We start from the raw sequence: 14,410 nt of genomic DNA on the forward strand, positions 1-14,410 counted from the left end.
TGGGGGTATGTGCGAGCGCAGCACAGTGGATCCCAGTAGCCGAGCAACAACCAGCAGGCGCCCGCACCGAGATGGCGAGCACGCACATACCCCCGCGGCCCCGCCCCACCCACGAAGCCAAGGCGCAGACCGAGCCCAAGGCGCCCCGCCAGAACCCGCCAGCCATACCCTTGCCCCATGGACTCGGTGATCGAAAAGGCGTTCGCGGCGGCGCTGTACGGCGACGGCCAAGGCGGCCGGAACGGCCACCACGGCATCGACACCGGCGCCTCCCTCCTCGCCGCCACCCCCGCCGCCGACCCCGAGCTGCGCCGCCGCGGCGAGGAGTACCTGCGCCGGGCCTGGCGGCACGGCTGGCAGCCCGCGGATGTCGTACGGCTCGTCCGCCGCGACCTGGACGACCCCCACGTACGCCTGACCGCCGCCCTGATCCGATCCGAGACCGCCGCCTACTCCCACCTGCCACCCCGCTGGGCCACCCAGCTCGCCGACCTCCCCGACACCGGCGCCGACGGTCCCGTCCGGCTCCGCGACCGCTTCTCGGAAGCCACCGTCCACCTGGAGCTGTACCGGCTGCTCCTGCGCCTCCCCCCGATCGAGCCCATCGGCCCGCCGCCCGGCGAGACCGTGCCGGGACCCGTCGAGGGCGAGCCCCGCACGCTCACCCGGATTCGCGCCCTGCTCGCCAAGGCCGAGGCGACCGGCTTCCCCGAAGAGGCGGAGGCGCTCACCGCGAAGGCGCAGGAACTGATGGCGCGGTACTCGCTCGACGAGGCGCTGCTCGCCGCACGTACGCATGCGAAGGACACCCCGGGCGCGTGCCGCGTCGGCGTGGACGCCCCGTACGAGACGGCGAAGGCGATCCTGCTGGACTCCGTGGCCACGACGAACCGCTGCCGCGCGGTGTGGAACGAGGCGTTCGGCTTCTCGACCGTCGTCGGCTTCGAAGCCGACCTGGAGGCGGTGGAGTTGCTCTACACCTCGCTCCTCGTCCAGGGGACGGCCGCGATGACGAAGGCGGAGGCGGGTCAGCGCGCGGCGGGCCGCAAGCGCACGAAGGCGTTCCGGCAGACGTTTCTGCTGGCGTACGCGCACCGCATCGGCGCCCGCCTTGCGGAGGCGGGCGAGCACGCGGTCACGGAAGCGGCGGCCGAGGGCGGCTCGGCGGCCTCGCTCCTGCCCGTACTCGCGGCACGTGACGTGGCGGTGACCGATCGGGCCGAGCGGATGTTCCCCGAGACGACGACGACCCGCGTGCGCGGCGCGACGGACGGAGAGGGCTGGACCCACGGCACGGCGGCGGCCGACCGCGCCGACGTCCTCTCCAGGAACAGGGGCCCCGCGCTGCCCTGACGGCTCCGCGTCCCGCCCCGGAACTGGGGCCCCGCGCTGCCCCCACGGCCCCCCACCGCACCCCGAAACCAGCCCCGCCCTCCCCTGACGCCAACCCGGCGTCCCGCCCAGAAATCAGGACACCGCCCCGCCCCAGAGCCACATGCGCCCTGTCCCATGGCCGACCGGGCCGACATCCCAGCACCGAACCGCGACCCCGCCGACAGGCGCCGAGCCCCCACGCCCCCCTGGGCCGCTCCACCTCCACGGCACGGCACGGCACCGCACCCCCGCCAACCCCACCCCAAGGCACGACACCCGCCCCACGCCCCAGCCCAGCCCACACCCCGGCCCGCCCGATATGCCCCGTATCATCACAGAGTGACCTGGCTCCGAGCGCTGAAAGAGACAGCCCGCTCAGGCCTGACCGTGGAGCGTAAACGCCTCGAACCCCTGGTCGCCGCCCGCGCCGCCGCAGGCCTGGCGATCGTCATCGGCCTCAGCCTCACCCTCTTCGGCCCAGCCGTGGCCGCCAGCTCCGCCTTCGGCGCGTACCAGGCAGCCATCGCCACCTTCCAGCGCAGCTGGCGCCCCCGCCCGGAACTCGCCCTCGCCTCCGGCACGAGCCTCGCCGTCTCCACCTTCCTCGGCTACCTCACCGGCTCCCACCCCCTCCTCTTCCTCGCCCTCCTCTCCCTGTGGACCCTCCTGGCGGGCCTGAGCTGGGCCGCGGGCCCGACCGTCGGCATCATCGCCTCCTCGAACGTGGCGATCATGCTGGTCACGGTCACCATCCCCACCTCGGCCGCCGGCGCCGCGGGCCACGCGGCGATGATGGTCGTGGGCGGGTTCGTACAGGCGGCCCTGGTGGTCCTTTTCCCCGTACGCAGATGGGGCGCCCACCGGGACGCCCTCGCCGACGCGCTGGCCGCCGAGGCGGACTACGCACGCAGGCTCCGGCACGACCCCGTGGCCCCCTTCGACCCGGAGCCCCTGATGGCCGCCCGCGCCGCGGCGACGATCACCCCGCGCCAGGCCCGCACCCGCCCCGCCGAACTGCACGGCGCGCGGGGCGTGGCCGAACGCATCCGCCCGGTCCTCGCCTCCCTGGCCGACCCGGCGGTGGGCGTCCCGCCTGAGGGCAGAGAACGCGACCGCGTACGTGAACTCCTCGCCGCGGCGGCCTCCGTCCTGGACGCGGCGGCCCGCGCGATCCGCCACGGGGAGCCGGTGCGGATCCCCCCGGCGGCGCTGGGGACGCTCAAGACCCCGGACACGGGGGCGATCCTCACGGGTCCGGCGTACCGCGCGGCGACTCGCCTGGGGGCGCTCCTGAGGGACGTAGTGGAGACAGCGGGCGGCACCTCGCCCGCCCCCTCCCACTCGCACTCCCCCCTCACACACCTCTCCACCCCACACCTCTCCACCCCCACCGGCCAGCAGCCCCTCGCCGACCGGACGCCCCCCACCACCCAGCAGCCCCCCACCACCCCCTCCCCACCGACCCCCCTCCTCCGCCCCACCCTCTTCGCCCTCGCCCCCACCGCCCTGCGCGCCATGCGGGTGGCGGCCCTGCGCCACGACTCCCCGGTCACCCGGCACGCGGTCCGCGTCACCGCGGTGGCCGCCGCGGGCTATCTCCTCGGCACCTGGCTCCCGTTCGGCCACGGCTACTGGGCCCCCATGGCCTCGGTCATGGTGATGCGCCCGGACTTCTCCCAGACGTACTCCCGCGCCGTGGCCCGCTTCGGCGGCACCCTCGTCGGCGTGGCGCTGGCCACGGGCCTGGTCCAGTTGATCCACCCCCGCACCGGCCTGTCCGCCGCGCTCGCCGTGGTCTGCGCCGGGCTGATGTACCTGCTGATGCGCACGGGGCAGGTGGCGGCGCAGGCCTGCGTGGCCGCGTACGTCGTGTTCCTGCTCGGCATGGGCGGCCAACAGTGGACGCAGACGGTCCCGGAGCGCGTCGTCCTGACGCTCATCGGCGGCGTCCTGGCGATGATCGCGTACGCGCTGTACCCGGCGTGGGAGACCCCGCGCCTGCGCACCCGCCTCGCCGACTGGCTGATCGCGGACGGCCGTTACGCCGCCGCGGTCGTCGACCACTACGCGCATCCGGCGGGCAAGGCCTGCCCCGACGTCCGCGAGGCCCTGCTCGCGGCGAGGGACGCCAGGGTCGCCTGGCAGGAGGCGACGGCCCGCGCCGAGAACGAACCCGTGCGCCACCGCGGTCTCTCCCGCGCCGCGGCCACGGAAGCCGAGGACGCCCTGGCCCAGCTGGGCCGCGTGGCGATGCTGATGGAGGCCCATCTCCCGGAGCGCGACGCGACGCCCGTCCCCGCGGCGGCTCGCCTGGCCGAGGCGCTGCGCAAGTCGACGGAACAGGGCGCGAAGGCGGTACGCGAACGCCGCGTCCCCGACTGGGAGGCGGTCCGCGCGGCCCTCGCGGAGTGGGACGGCGAGGGCGTCCCCGACCGGGTGGTCCGCAAGGGGGCGGGCCTGCTCCTGACCACCCTGGAGGAACTCTCCGACGCCCTGAACACGCCCGCACCCCCCATGCTCCTGGACGGCTCACGCTCCCCGGCCCCCGATGCGGGCCCGGGCCCCAGCCCTGATCCCGGCCCTGGTTCCGGCCCCGGCCCAACGCCCAAAACCGACCCCGGCCCCGGCCCCCAGCGCTAGCCCCCCCCGCCGCTACAACCCCATCGGCACGGCCACAACTACCAGGAAGACTTCCGCACCCCCGGCAGGAACCCGGCATGCGCCTGCTCGCGCAACTTCACCCGAGACAGTCCGAACGCCCCCACATACCCGCGCGGCCGCCCGTCGACACTGTCCCTGTTCCGCACCCGCGTGGCACTCGCGTCACGTGGCTGACGCGCCAACTCCCGCTGGGCTGCGAGCCGTTCGGCATCCCACGTGCCGGGCCTGCGGATGATCTCCTTCAGCTCGGCCCGCCGCGCGGCGTACCGCGCGACGATCTCCCGGCGCCGCTCGTTCTTCGCGATCTTGCTCTTCTTCGCCATCGCTCAGACCTTCCCGCCCCGGGCGCGGATCCGCGCGACCGCCGCCTCGACCCCGAGGGAGTCCACGGTCTTGATCCCCTTCGCGCTGAGCCGCAGCCGCACGTACCGGCCCTCGCTCGGCAGCCAGTACCGCTTGCGCTGGACGTTGGGGTCGAAGCGGCGGGAGGTCCGCCGATGGGAGTGGGAGATCTGGTTGCCGAAGCCGGGCTTCGCGCCCGTCAGCTGGCAGTGGGCGGACATGGTGACGCACCTCTCGGTCGATGGAAGGACCCCGCAATTGAAAACGGGAGTCGTTTTCATATACTAGCCACATGGCCCGCAACGAACTCCGCCCGATCATCAAGCTCCGCTCCACGGCCGGAACCGGCTACACCTACGTGACCCGCAAGAACCGCCGCAACGACCCCGACCGCCTCACGCTGCGCAAGTTCGACCCGATGGCCGGACGCCACGTCGACTTCCGAGAGGAGCGCTGACCGCCATGCGCAAGGACATCCACCCCCCGTACGCCCCCGTCGTCTTCCGCGACAAGGCCGCCGGTTTCGCCTTCCTCACCCGGTCGACCGCCACCAGCCCCAAGACGGTCGAGTGGGAGGACGGGAACACCTACCCGGTCATCGACGTCGAGGTCTCGTCCGCGAGCCACCCCTTCTACACGGGGACGGCACGCGTCATGGACACCGCGGGCCGCGTCGAACGCTTCGAGCGCCGCTTCGGTAAGCGCTGATGGACCGCCCGATGGACACCGTGATCGTCGGCGGCCTCCACGCGGACGCCCGCAAGGCGGCCGTCGACCACCTCCTCGCCACCGTCCCCGGCAGCGTCGCCCTCCACCACGACCTGTCGACCGCCGTGCGGGGCACCGTCGTACGCACCGTGCGCGACGCCACCGGCGCGCTCTCCTCCGGCGAGGCCCCCCTCGTCAACGACTGCGCGTGCTGCGCGCTCCGCGAGGACCTGGTGCCCGAGCTGCGGCGGCTCGCCGACGCGGGTCTGCACCGGCTCGCGGTCGTCGAGCTGTGGGGCTCCGTCGAGCCCAAGGCCATGGCCGAGGTCATCGCCGCGCACGGCGGCGAGGGCATCGCGCTCGGCGGCGTGGTCACGGCGGTCGACCCCGCCTTGCTCCTGCCCTACCTGGGCAACGGCGACGACCTCATGGAGGCCGGCCTCGCCGCCGCCCCCACCGACCAGCGCACCGTCGCCGACACCTGGGCGCGCCAGCTCGAATACGCCCCCGTGCTCGCCGTCGCCGACTCCGCCGAGGCCGACGACGAGGACCGCGCGCTCCTCGCCCAGCTCCACCCGACGGCCCGCCAAGTCCCGATCGGCCACGGCGACTTGGCGGGGGCCGCGCTCGCCGGTTTCGACGTCGAGGCGGCCGCGGCGGCCCAGCACCCGGCCTGCGCGCTGCTGCCGGCCGAGGCCGACGCGTGCGGTGTCTCCACCTTCGTATGGCACCGGGAGCGGCCCTTCCACCCGGAGCGGCTGTACCAGGCGCTGGAGGATCTGACCTGCGCGGCCGCCCGCAGCCGGGGGCGGTTCTGGCTCGCCGACCACCCGGACACGCTGCTCGGCTGGGACGCGGCGGGCGGCGCGCTGTGCGTCGAGAGCGCCGGGCCCTGGCTCGCCTCGCTGCCGGACGCCGCGTGGGAGATGGTCCCGCCGATGCGCCGCGCGGCCGCCGCCATGGACTGGCACCCGGAGCACGGCGACTGCTGCAACCACCTGGTGTTCACCTCGCCGGGCCTGGACCGCGAGGGCCTCGAACAGGTCCTGGAGTCCTGCCTGCTGACCGACGAGGAGTACGCCGCCGGGCGCGACGCCTGGAAGAACCTGCCCCCTGCCTTCGACACCCTCCTGGAGGTCTGACCCTTGTCCCCCCGCAAGGCCCCCGCCCGCCCGCAGAAGCCGCGCCCCAACCCCCTCGACGCGCTCGGGATCACGTACATCGACTACAAGGACACGGATCTGCTCCGGAAGTTCATCTCGGACCGCGGCAAGATCCGCGGCCGCCGGGTCACGCGCGTGACGGCGCAGCAGCAGCGGCAGATCGCCGCCGCGGTCAAGAACGCCCGCGAGATGGCGCTCCTGCCGTACGGCACCGCGCGCTGATATTCCCTCTCTCCGCTTCCCACTCCCGTCGCTCCATTTCCCCCCGTCGCACCGCGCCGGTTGTTTTCCGCCTTTCGGACGGAACACATCCGGCGCGGTGCGCGTCTGTTTCTAGTGCACGGTGGACCGGCGGAGCTGTAATCAAGGCACCACCCCACGTGCACGTGCATCTGCCCATGCATCAGCATGTGAACACAGCTATGATCCGGGACAGTTGACCACTGCATCTAGACCACCGCATCTAGAGCCACCGCATCTAGAGCCACTCAAGGCACTGCACCACCGGGGAGCGATCTGTGCACCACGCGATGAACGGCATGGCGGCCACGGAGCTTCACGGGGTGGTCTGGCAGAAGAGCAGGCACAGCAACTCGCAGGGCTCCTGCGTGGAGTTCGCGAAGCTGCCGGGCGGCGACGTCGCCGTACGCAATTCGCGCTTCCCGGACGGGCCCGCGCTCGTCTACACCCGCGCGGAGATAGAGGCGATGCTGCTCGGCATGAAGGACGGGGAGTTCGACCACCTGATCGGTGGTTGAGTACGCGAACACGCGCGCACGCGCCCCCCGGGCCCTCAGCCCAGCTGGAACAGCGCCCAGACCACCTTGCCCCGCAGCGTTCCGGCGAGCGGGTGCCAGCCCCAGCCGTCGCTGAAGGACTCCACGAGGAACAGGCCGCGGCCCGACTCCGCGGAGAAGTCGTCGTCGGTGTCGCGCGTCACCGGGCTCTCGTCGCTGGGGTCGCGCACCGCGCACACCAGACGGGACGACCAGCGCATCATGTGCAGCCGCACGGGCGGGTCCAGCTGCTCGCGCGGGGTGTCGGCGGGCAGCGCGTGCCGCAGGGCGTTGGTGACGAGTTCGGAGACGACGAGCGCTATGTCGTCGAAGCGCTCGTCCAGATTCCACTGCCCGAGCGTCTTGCGGGTGAACTGCCGTGCGCAGCCCACCGCTTCATAGCGGGCGGGCAGTGCGACGGAGGCGGTGCCGGAGACGGCCGAGGGGTCGAGCGGAGGAAGCCCCTGCCTTAACGGCTCGAGCATGGTCGATCCATTCGTCCCCATGCGAGGCACTCCCCGGTTTCGCGGTACGTAGCGATGGAGCGGTGGCGCGGTCGGTCGCCGATGGTGCGGGTGGTACACGGTCGGTACAGCGGTGGCGCGCGGACCATGGTTCCGAATGCGTCGGGCAGATGCAAGGGCAGATGCACGTGCACGCGCCGGACTTGGTGGCTCCCGTGCCAGTTCTTGCCCATTTCTTCCGACGGATTCTTGTGGAGGCCTTTCGGAGGCTTTCCGTTTCTGTAACCGAACGAGTACGGCCCGGAGCGTTTAATGGCAGACTGCTGGCTTCCAGTCGATGGGGAGGATTGAGCGAAGTGACCGCAGGGGAGTCGAGTGGCTCGGTGGTACGGCGCATCCTGCTGGGCTCGCAGCTGAGGCGCCTCAGAGAATCCCGGGGCATCACCCGCGAAGCGGCCGGCTACTCGATCCGCGCATCCGAATCGAAGATCAGCCGCATGGAGTTGGGACGGGTGAGCTTCAAGTCCAGGGACATCGAGGACCTCCTGACGCTCTACGGCGTCACGGACGAGGCCGAGCGCGGCGCACTCCTCTCGCTTGCCAAGGAGGCCAACCTCACGGGCTGGTGGCACAGTTACTCCGATGTCCTGCCGGGCTGGTTCCAGACCTACATCGGCCTGGAGGGCGCGGCCTCGCTGATCCGCGTCTATGAAGTGCAGTTCGTCAACGGCCTGTTGCAGACGGAGGCGTACGCCCACGCGGTCGTCGCGCGCGGCATGAAGGGCGCGAGCGACGCCGAGATCGAGCGCCGCGTCGCCCTGCGTCTGGAGCGCCAGAAGCTCCTCGCCTCCGAGCACGCGCCCCGCTTCCACTGCGTACTGGACGAGGCCGCGCTGCGGCGCCCGTACGGCGACCGGGAGGTGATGCGCGGGCAGATCCAGCACCTCATCGAGATCTCCGAGCGGCCGAACGTCACGCTCCAGGTGATGCCGTTCAGCTTCGGCGGCCACGCGGGCGAGAGCGGCGCGTTCACCATGCTGAGCTTCCCGGAGTCCGACCTCTCCGACGTCGTGTACGTGGAGCAGCTCACCGGCGCGCTCTATCTCGACAAGGCGGAGGAGGTCGCCCAGTACGAGCGGGTGGCGGCGCAGCTGCACAAGGACAGCCCGGATCCGGCGGACAGCCGTGACCTTCTGCGCGGACTGCTTCAACTCACCTGAAACATAAGTACTATGACGTGACCTCAGATGTCTGACACTGATCGGGTATCTGCTTCCGTCTGCTGCCGCGGCAAGGGGTCCGTCTCATGTCCTTCTTCACTGACCTGGCTCACCAGTACATCGACGGGGAATGGAAAGCCGGGTCGGGCTCCTGGGACATCATCGACTTCAATCCGTACAACGGCGAGAAGCTGGCGTCCATCACCGTCGCCACCGCCGAAGAGGTCGACCAGGCCTACCGCGCCGCCGAGCGCGCGCAGCGGGAGTGGGCCGACACCAACCCCTATGCCAGGCGCGGTGTCTTCGAGCGCGCCCTGCGGATCATCGAGGACCGCGAGGACGAGATCACCGAGGCGATCATCGCCGAGCTGGGCGGCACCCGGCTCAAGGCCGCCTTCGAGCTGCACCTCACCAAGGAGTTCCTGCGCGAGGCCGTGCACCTCGCGCTGCGCTCCGAGGGCCGGATCCTGCCCTCCCCGGGCGACGGCAAGGAGAACCGCCTCTACCGCGTCCCGGTGGGCGTGGTCGGCGTCATCAGCCCCTTCAACTTCCCTTTCCTGCTGTCGATCAAGTCCGTCGCCCCGGCCCTCGCCCTCGGCAACGCCGTCGTCCTCAAGCCCCACCAGAACGCGCCGGTGCTCGGCGGCAGCCTGGTGGCCAAGGTGTTCGAGGACGCCGGACTGCCGCCCGGCCTGCTGAACGTCGTCATCACGGACATAGCCGAGATAGGCGACGCCCTGATCGAGCACCCGGTGCCGAGCATCATCTCCTTCACCGGCTCGGACCGCGTGGGCCGCCACGTCGCCATGGTCTGCGCCTCGCAGTTCAAGCGCGCGATCCTGGAGCTGGGCGGCAACAGCGCGCTGATCGTCCTGGACGACGCCGACATCGACTACGCCGTGGACGCCGCGGTCTTCAGCCGCTTCGTCCACCAGGGCCAGGTCTGCATGGCCGCCAACCGCATCCTCGTGGACCGGTCGGTGCAGGCGGAGTTCACCGAGAAGTTCGTCGCCAAGACCGCCTCGCTCAAGGTCGGCGACCCGGCCGAGCCCGGTACGCACATCGGCCCGCTCATCAACTCCTCGCAGGCGGACGCCGTTTCGGCCGTCGTCGAGCAGGCGGTCGCCGCGGGCGCGACGGCCCTGCTGCGCGGCCGCACCGAGGGCAACGTGGTCTCGCCCTCCGTCCTGACGGACCTGCCCGCCGACTCCCCGGTCCTCGGCCAGGAGATCTTCGGGCCCGTCGCCCTGATCCTGCCCTTCGACGGCGAGGAGGAGGCGGTACGGATCGCCAACGACAGCCCGTACGGCCTGAGCGGCGCGGTGCACACGGCCGACATCGAGCGGGGCGTACGGCTCGCCAAGCGCGTCAGGACCGGCATGATCCACGTGAACGACGGCACGGTGCACGACGAGGCGATCGTGCCGTTCGGCGGCGAGAAGAACTCCGGCATCGGCCGGCTGAACGGCGAGTCGACGGTGGACGCCTTCACGACGCAGAAGTGGATCTCGGTACAGCACGGACGCTCGCGCTTCCCGTTCTGAGACGTACCGCCGCCGTGGATTTTCGCCGGACCCTTGCGGACAGAAGCTGACCGCAAGGGTCCGTAGCTTGTGAGGTGTCGGGAGGGAAGCCGGAGCCCGGCGGAACTCGACCCCTGCGGGAAGGCGGACATCATGGTCACCCACGTCAGTTCGGAAGCGCGCGGCGACGAGCGCGGCGCCCTCATCGCCTTCGTGGAGGCCCAGCGCGGCGGCATCCGCCGCTCGGTGCTCGGGCTCACGGACGAGCAGGCCGCCCTGCGGCCGAGCGCCAGTGAGCTGTCCCTGTCGGGGCTGGTGAAGCACGTCGCCGAGACGGAGCTGAACTGGCTGCGGATGGCCCAGCGCAAGCCGAACGAGAGGGCCCGCACCGAGGCGACCTGGGGCGACAGCTTCCGCCTCGTGGAGGGCGAGACGCTCGCGGAGACCCTGGCGTTCTGGGACCGGGTCGCCCGCGAGACCGAGGAGTTCATCCGGTCGGTGCCGAGCCTCGACGACACCTTCCCGCTGCCCGAGGCGCCCTGGTTCCCCAAGGGCGGCGAGGTGTCGATGCGCTGGCTGATGCTCCACCTCGTCGAGGAGATCGGCCGGCACGCGGGCCACGCCGACATCGTCCGCGAATCCCTGGACGGCAGAACGGCGTTTGAGCTGGTGGCGCTGGAGCAGGGATACTCTAGTCAAAATTGATGACTGGGGGGCTATCGGAAGGCGCGGTGCAGGAATGTCAGCGATCCGGCTACTGGTTCTCGGGGCCGTGCGCCAGCACGGCCGCGCCCACGGCTACCAGGTCCGCAACGATCTGGAGTACTGGGGCGCCCACGAGTGGTCCAACGCCAAGCCGGGCTCGATCTACCACGCGCTGAAGCAGCTGGCCAAGCAGGGACTGCTGCGCGCGCACGAGGTCGCCCCCTCGACGGCGGGCGGCCCGCCGCGCACGGAGTACGAGATCACGGACCAGGGCACCCAGGAGTACCTCTCGCTGGTTCGTGAGTCCCTGACCACGTACGACCAGCGGCCGGACGTCCTCACGGCGGCGCTCGGCTTCATGGTGGACCTGCCGCGCGAGGAGGCGGTGGCCCTCCTGGAGGAGCGCGTGAGCCGCATGAAGGAGTGGCGGGCCTCCGTCACCGAGTACTACACGCCCGAGGAAGGCCCCGGCCAGCTGGGCCACATCGGCGAGATCATGAACTACTGGGTGCACTCGGCCGACACCGGCGCGGAGTGGACCGAGGGCCTGATCGCCCGCATCAAGGGCGGCGCCTACACCTTCGCCGGTGAGGGCGACCCGTTCGTCGGGGTGCTCGCCGACGGCGAGGAGAACCCGTTCGGGACAGGTGCCCCGCACGCCGGGGACCACAAGTAATCAAGTTTGACGAATGCTGGGCCTTCCGCTATCTTCGCCCACCTAGTCAAGTTTGACTACATGATCAACGAGGGAGTCGGATGGCGGCGGACGCGATCATCGTCGAAGGCGTACGGAAGAGGTTCGGGGAGAAGGCCGCGCTGGACGGCCTCGACCTGCGGGTCGGAAGCGGCACGGTGCACGGCGTGCTGGGCCCCAACGGCGCGGGCAAGACCACGGCGGTACGGGTGCTCGCCACCCTGCTGCGGGCCGACGAGGGGCGCGTGGAGGTGGCGGGGCACGACGTGCGGCGCAGGCCCGACGAGGTCCGTCGGCGCATCGGCCTGCTCGGCCAGCACGCGGCGGTGGACGAGGAACTGAGCGGCCGCCAGAACCTGGACATGTTCGGACGCCTCCACCACCTGGGCGCGCGCCACGCGCGCGTGCGGGCCGACGAGCTTCTGGAGCGGTTCGGTCTCGCGGAGACCGGCCGCAAGGCGGTCAAGCGGTACAGCGGCGGCATGCGGCGCCGCCTGGACCTCGCCGCCTCGCTCATCACGGACCCCGAGGTCCTCTTCCTCGACGAGCCCACCACGGGCCTGGACCCGAGGGGCCGCGCCGAGGTGTGGGAGTCGGTGCGCTCGCTCGTCGGCGGCGGTACGACGGTGCTGCTGACGACGCAGTATCTGGAGGAGGCCGATCAGCTGGCCGACCGCGTCTCGGTGATCGACGGCGGCCGGGTCGTCGCGGACGGCACGCCGGACGGCCTGAAGGAGCGCCTCGGCGGCGACCGCATCGACGTGGTGGTGCGGGACGCGGCCCAGCTGGCGCGCACGGCCGAGCTGCTGCCCGAGGGCGCCACCGTGGACGCCGACCGCAGGCTGGCCTCCGCGCCCGTCACCGACCGGATGGAGGCGCTGACGGGCGTCGTACGGGCGCTGCGGGACGCGGGGATCGACGCGGAGGACGTGGCGCTGCGCAGGCCCACGCTGGACGAGGTGTTCCTGAGCCTGACCGGACGCCCGAAGGAGACGGAGGCCGTATGAGTACGTCGATGAGCTGGATCGCCACCGACTCCTGGACCATGACGCGCCGCGAACTGGCGCACTGGGCGCGGCAGCCGGTGCAGGTCCTGGTGGGCCTGGTCTTCCCGGTGATGATGCTGCTGATGTTCACCTATCTGATCGGCGGCGGGAAGGGCATCGCGGGGCAGTACGCGGAGTTCCTGGTGCCCGGCATGTTCGCCCTGACGATGGTCTTCGGCCTGGACGCCACGATGGTCGCGGTCACCCAGGACCTGAACAAGGGCGTGATCGACCGCTTCCGGTCCATGCCGATGACCAACGGAGCGGTCCTCGTCGGGCGCTCGGCCGCCGACATGCTCCAGTCCTTCGTTTCGCTGCTGGTCATGATGGCGGTGGGGGTCGCGATCGGCTGGCGCTGGCACGGCTCGTTCGCCGCCGTCCTCGCGGCGGTCGGGCTGCTGCTCATGCTGCGGTTCGCGATGCTGTGGATCGGCATCCACCTGGCGATGGTCGCGGGCAGGCCGGAGATGGTGGCGGCCGTGCAGATCCTGGTCTGGCCGGTCGGCTTCCTCTCCAACGCCTTCACGGTCCCGCAGAACATGCCGGGCTGGCTGGGTGCCGTGGTCGAGTGGAACCCGATGTCCGCGACCGCCACCGCCGTACGCGACCTCTTCGGCAACGACCCCGGGGTGGCCGGCACGTCCTGGGCGGCCGATCAGGCGGGTCTCCTGGCGGTGCTGTGGCCCGTGGTACTGGTGGGAATCTTCCTGCCACTGGCGGTACGCAGGTTCACGGCACTCAGCAAGTAAGTAAGGGCATTCGGCGACTAGCGGCACCCGGCGAGCAGCGGCACTCGGCGAGTGGCGGGCGGGGCCTGCGCGGTATCGGCTTGCACCTCACGCGACGTGAGGACGCAGGCTGATCCGCGTACCGAGAAGGAAGGGCGGAAGCCATGGGCTACTCCGTGGGACAGGTCGCCGGTTTCGCCGGGGTGACGGTGCGCACGCTGCACCACTACGACGAGATCGGCCTGCTCGTGCCCAGCGGGCGCAGCCACGCGGGTCACCGGCGCTACAGCGACACCGACCTGGACCGGTTGCAGCAGATCCTGTTCTACCGGGAGCTCGGCTTCCCCCTCGACGAGGTGGCGGCCCTCCTGGACGACCCGGAGGCGGATCCGCGCGCGCACCTGCGCCGCCAGCACGAGCTGCTGACCGCCCGGATCGCCAAGCTCCAGGAGATGGCCGCCGCCGTCGAGACCGCCATGGAGGCGAAGAAGATGGGCATCAACCTCACGCCCGAGGAGAAGTTCGAGGTCTTCGGGGACGCCGACCCCGAGCAGTACGCACAGGAGGTCGAGCAGCGCTGGGGCGACACGGAGGCCTACCGGGAGTCGCAGCGCAGATCGGCCTCGTACACCAAGGACGACTGGAAGCGGATCAACGACGAGTTCTCGGCGATCCACGCCCGCATGGGCGACCTGCTCGCCGAGGGGTACGCCGCCGACTCCCGGGAGGCGATGGACGGCGCCGAGGAGCACCGTCTCTTCATCAGCCGGTACCACTACGAGTGCGCGCACGAGACGCACACCTGCCTCGGTGAGATGTACGTCGCCGACGAACGCTTCACCGCGTTCTACGAGGCGATCCGCCCCGGGCTCGCGGTGTACATGCGGGACGCGATCCTGGCGAACGCCGCGCGTAACGCCTGAGCGGCAAGGGGGTCGGTGAGACAGTCGGTAAGGGGCGTTATCCGGGAGAATGCCCCTTACCGTGCTCCTACATGGGACGGTGG

Annotated in this window: 17 protein-coding genes; 14 read left to right on the forward strand and 3 right to left on the reverse strand. The window is 71.4% G+C overall.

The annotated features are described in order from the left end of the window. Positions 1 to 177: 177 nt before the first annotated feature. Positions 178 to 1,353 carry a DUF2786 domain-containing protein gene (locus DMA15_RS20480; protein ID WP_125514236.1) on the forward strand — a complete coding sequence of 392 codons (1,176 nt, stop codon included), beginning with the start codon at positions 178 to 180 and terminating at the stop codon, positions 1,351 to 1,353. Positions 1,354 to 1,713: 360 nt separating this feature from the next. After that, on the forward strand, positions 1,714 to 4,014 hold the full coding sequence (locus DMA15_RS20485) for an FUSC family protein (protein ID WP_125514237.1): 2,301 nt from the start codon (positions 1,714 to 1,716) through the stop codon (positions 4,012 to 4,014). A 38-nt stretch (positions 4,015 to 4,052) separates the two neighbouring features. Here DMA15_RS20485 and rpsN read toward each other — a convergent pair whose 3' ends face one another. Then, complete coding sequence (rpsN, locus tag DMA15_RS20490) at positions 4,053 to 4,358, reverse strand: 30S ribosomal protein S14 (protein WP_125514238.1); 306 nt, start codon at positions 4,356 to 4,358, stop codon at positions 4,053 to 4,055. Between the two features lie 3 nt (positions 4,359 to 4,361). Next, positions 4,362 to 4,598 carry a 50S ribosomal protein L28 gene (gene rpmB / locus DMA15_RS20495; protein WP_125514239.1) on the reverse strand — a complete coding sequence of 79 codons (237 nt, stop codon included), beginning with the start codon at positions 4,596 to 4,598 and terminating at the stop codon, positions 4,362 to 4,364. Positions 4,599 to 4,669: 71 nt separating this feature from the next. On the opposite strand from rpmB, the gene rpmG reads away from it, so the two are divergent. The 5 genes from rpmG to DMA15_RS20520 all read left to right on the forward strand — a co-directional run bounded on the left by rpmG (position 4,670) and on the right by DMA15_RS20520 (position 7,006). Next, a complete protein-coding gene (rpmG, locus tag DMA15_RS20500; protein WP_125514240.1) occupies positions 4,670 to 4,834 on the forward strand; it encodes a 50S ribosomal protein L33 in 165 nt (54 codons plus the stop codon). Positions 4,835 to 4,839: 5 nt separating this feature from the next. After that, positions 4,840 to 5,085: a type B 50S ribosomal protein L31 gene (locus DMA15_RS20505; RefSeq protein WP_030785827.1), complete on the forward strand. Its 246-nt coding sequence runs from the start codon at positions 4,840 to 4,842 to the stop codon at positions 5,083 to 5,085. An 11-nt stretch (positions 5,086 to 5,096) separates the two neighbouring features. After that, on the forward strand, positions 5,097 to 6,227 hold the full coding sequence (locus tag DMA15_RS20510) for a GTP-binding protein (RefSeq protein ID WP_125514241.1): 1,131 nt from the start codon (positions 5,097 to 5,099) through the stop codon (positions 6,225 to 6,227). 3 nt (positions 6,228 to 6,230) lie between these two features. Beyond that, the gene (gene rpsR, locus DMA15_RS20515) at positions 6,231 to 6,470 is read left to right on the forward strand and encodes a 30S ribosomal protein S18 (RefSeq protein ID WP_125514242.1); all 240 of its coding nucleotides are present in this window, start codon (positions 6,231 to 6,233) and stop codon (positions 6,468 to 6,470) included. Between the two features lie 296 nt (positions 6,471 to 6,766). After that, a complete protein-coding gene (locus DMA15_RS20520; protein ID WP_208609624.1) occupies positions 6,767 to 7,006 on the forward strand; it encodes a DUF397 domain-containing protein in 240 nt (79 codons plus the stop codon). 35 nt (positions 7,007 to 7,041) lie between these two features. Here DMA15_RS20520 and DMA15_RS20525 read toward each other — a convergent pair whose 3' ends face one another. Further along, positions 7,042 to 7,530, reverse strand: coding sequence for an ATP-binding protein (locus DMA15_RS20525; protein WP_125514243.1), 489 nt, complete (start codon positions 7,528 to 7,530; stop codon positions 7,042 to 7,044). A 314-nt stretch (positions 7,531 to 7,844) separates the two neighbouring features. Between DMA15_RS20525 and DMA15_RS20530 the strand changes: the two genes are divergently transcribed. The 7 genes from DMA15_RS20530 to DMA15_RS20560 all read left to right on the forward strand — a co-directional run bounded on the left by DMA15_RS20530 (position 7,845) and on the right by DMA15_RS20560 (position 14,327). Further along, positions 7,845 to 8,708: a helix-turn-helix transcriptional regulator gene (locus DMA15_RS20530; protein WP_125514244.1), complete on the forward strand. Its 864-nt coding sequence runs from the start codon at positions 7,845 to 7,847 to the stop codon at positions 8,706 to 8,708. A gap of 86 nt (positions 8,709 to 8,794) precedes the next feature. Beyond that, positions 8,795 to 10,252, forward strand: coding sequence for an aldehyde dehydrogenase family protein (locus DMA15_RS20535; protein ID WP_125514245.1), 1,458 nt, complete (start codon positions 8,795 to 8,797; stop codon positions 10,250 to 10,252). Between the two features lie 132 nt (positions 10,253 to 10,384). Then, entirely contained in the window at positions 10,385 to 10,936 is a 552-nt protein-coding gene (locus DMA15_RS20540) for a DinB family protein (RefSeq protein ID WP_125514246.1), read from the forward strand. A gap of 34 nt (positions 10,937 to 10,970) precedes the next feature. Further along, positions 10,971 to 11,612: a PadR family transcriptional regulator gene (locus DMA15_RS20545; protein WP_125514247.1), complete on the forward strand. Its 642-nt coding sequence runs from the start codon at positions 10,971 to 10,973 to the stop codon at positions 11,610 to 11,612. A gap of 80 nt (positions 11,613 to 11,692) precedes the next feature. Further along, complete coding sequence (locus DMA15_RS20550; RefSeq protein WP_125514248.1) at positions 11,693 to 12,637, forward strand: ATP-binding cassette domain-containing protein; 945 nt, start codon at positions 11,693 to 11,695, stop codon at positions 12,635 to 12,637. Further along, complete coding sequence (locus DMA15_RS20555) at positions 12,634 to 13,425, forward strand: ABC transporter permease (RefSeq protein ID WP_125514249.1); 792 nt, start codon at positions 12,634 to 12,636, stop codon at positions 13,423 to 13,425. The genes DMA15_RS20550 and DMA15_RS20555 overlap by 4 nt, the downstream gene beginning before the upstream one ends. Before the next feature lie 143 nt (positions 13,426 to 13,568). Then, positions 13,569 to 14,327, forward strand: coding sequence for a MerR family transcriptional regulator (locus DMA15_RS20560; RefSeq protein ID WP_125514250.1), 759 nt, complete (start codon positions 13,569 to 13,571; stop codon positions 14,325 to 14,327). Positions 14,328 to 14,410: the final 83 nt, after the last annotated feature.

This window comes from Streptomyces sp. WAC 01529 (assembly GCF_003945545.1).
GTDB classification, from domain to species: domain Bacteria; phylum Actinomycetota; class Actinomycetes; order Streptomycetales; family Streptomycetaceae; genus Streptomyces; species Streptomyces anatolicus.

Coding starts and splice junctions, on each gene's coding strand:
- DMA15_RS20525 (WP_125514243.1), bottom strand. CDS start 7,530: ATGGGGACGAATGGATCGACCATGCTCGAGCCGTTAAGGCAGGGGCTT.
- DMA15_RS20505 (WP_030785827.1), top strand. CDS start 4,840: ATGCGCAAGGACATCCACCCCCCGTACGCCCCCGTCGTCTTCCGCGAC.
- DMA15_RS20550 (WP_125514248.1), top strand. CDS start 11,693: ATGGCGGCGGACGCGATCATCGTCGAAGGCGTACGGAAGAGGTTCGGG.
- DMA15_RS20545 (WP_125514247.1), top strand. CDS start 10,971: ATGTCAGCGATCCGGCTACTGGTTCTCGGGGCCGTGCGCCAGCACGGC.
- DMA15_RS20540 (WP_125514246.1), top strand. CDS start 10,385: ATGGTCACCCACGTCAGTTCGGAAGCGCGCGGCGACGAGCGCGGCGCC.
- rpmG (WP_125514240.1), top strand. CDS start 4,670: ATGGCCCGCAACGAACTCCGCCCGATCATCAAGCTCCGCTCCACGGCC.
- rpmB (WP_125514239.1), bottom strand. CDS start 4,598: ATGTCCGCCCACTGCCAGCTGACGGGCGCGAAGCCCGGCTTCGGCAAC.
- DMA15_RS20555 (WP_125514249.1), top strand. CDS start 12,634: ATGAGTACGTCGATGAGCTGGATCGCCACCGACTCCTGGACCATGACG.
- DMA15_RS20560 (WP_125514250.1), top strand. CDS start 13,569: ATGGGCTACTCCGTGGGACAGGTCGCCGGTTTCGCCGGGGTGACGGTG.
- DMA15_RS20535 (WP_125514245.1), top strand. CDS start 8,795: ATGTCCTTCTTCACTGACCTGGCTCACCAGTACATCGACGGGGAATGG.
- DMA15_RS20480 (WP_125514236.1), top strand. CDS start 178: ATGGACTCGGTGATCGAAAAGGCGTTCGCGGCGGCGCTGTACGGCGAC.
- DMA15_RS20510 (WP_125514241.1), top strand. CDS start 5,097: ATGGACACCGTGATCGTCGGCGGCCTCCACGCGGACGCCCGCAAGGCG.
- rpsN (WP_125514238.1), bottom strand. CDS start 4,358: ATGGCGAAGAAGAGCAAGATCGCGAAGAACGAGCGGCGCCGGGAGATC.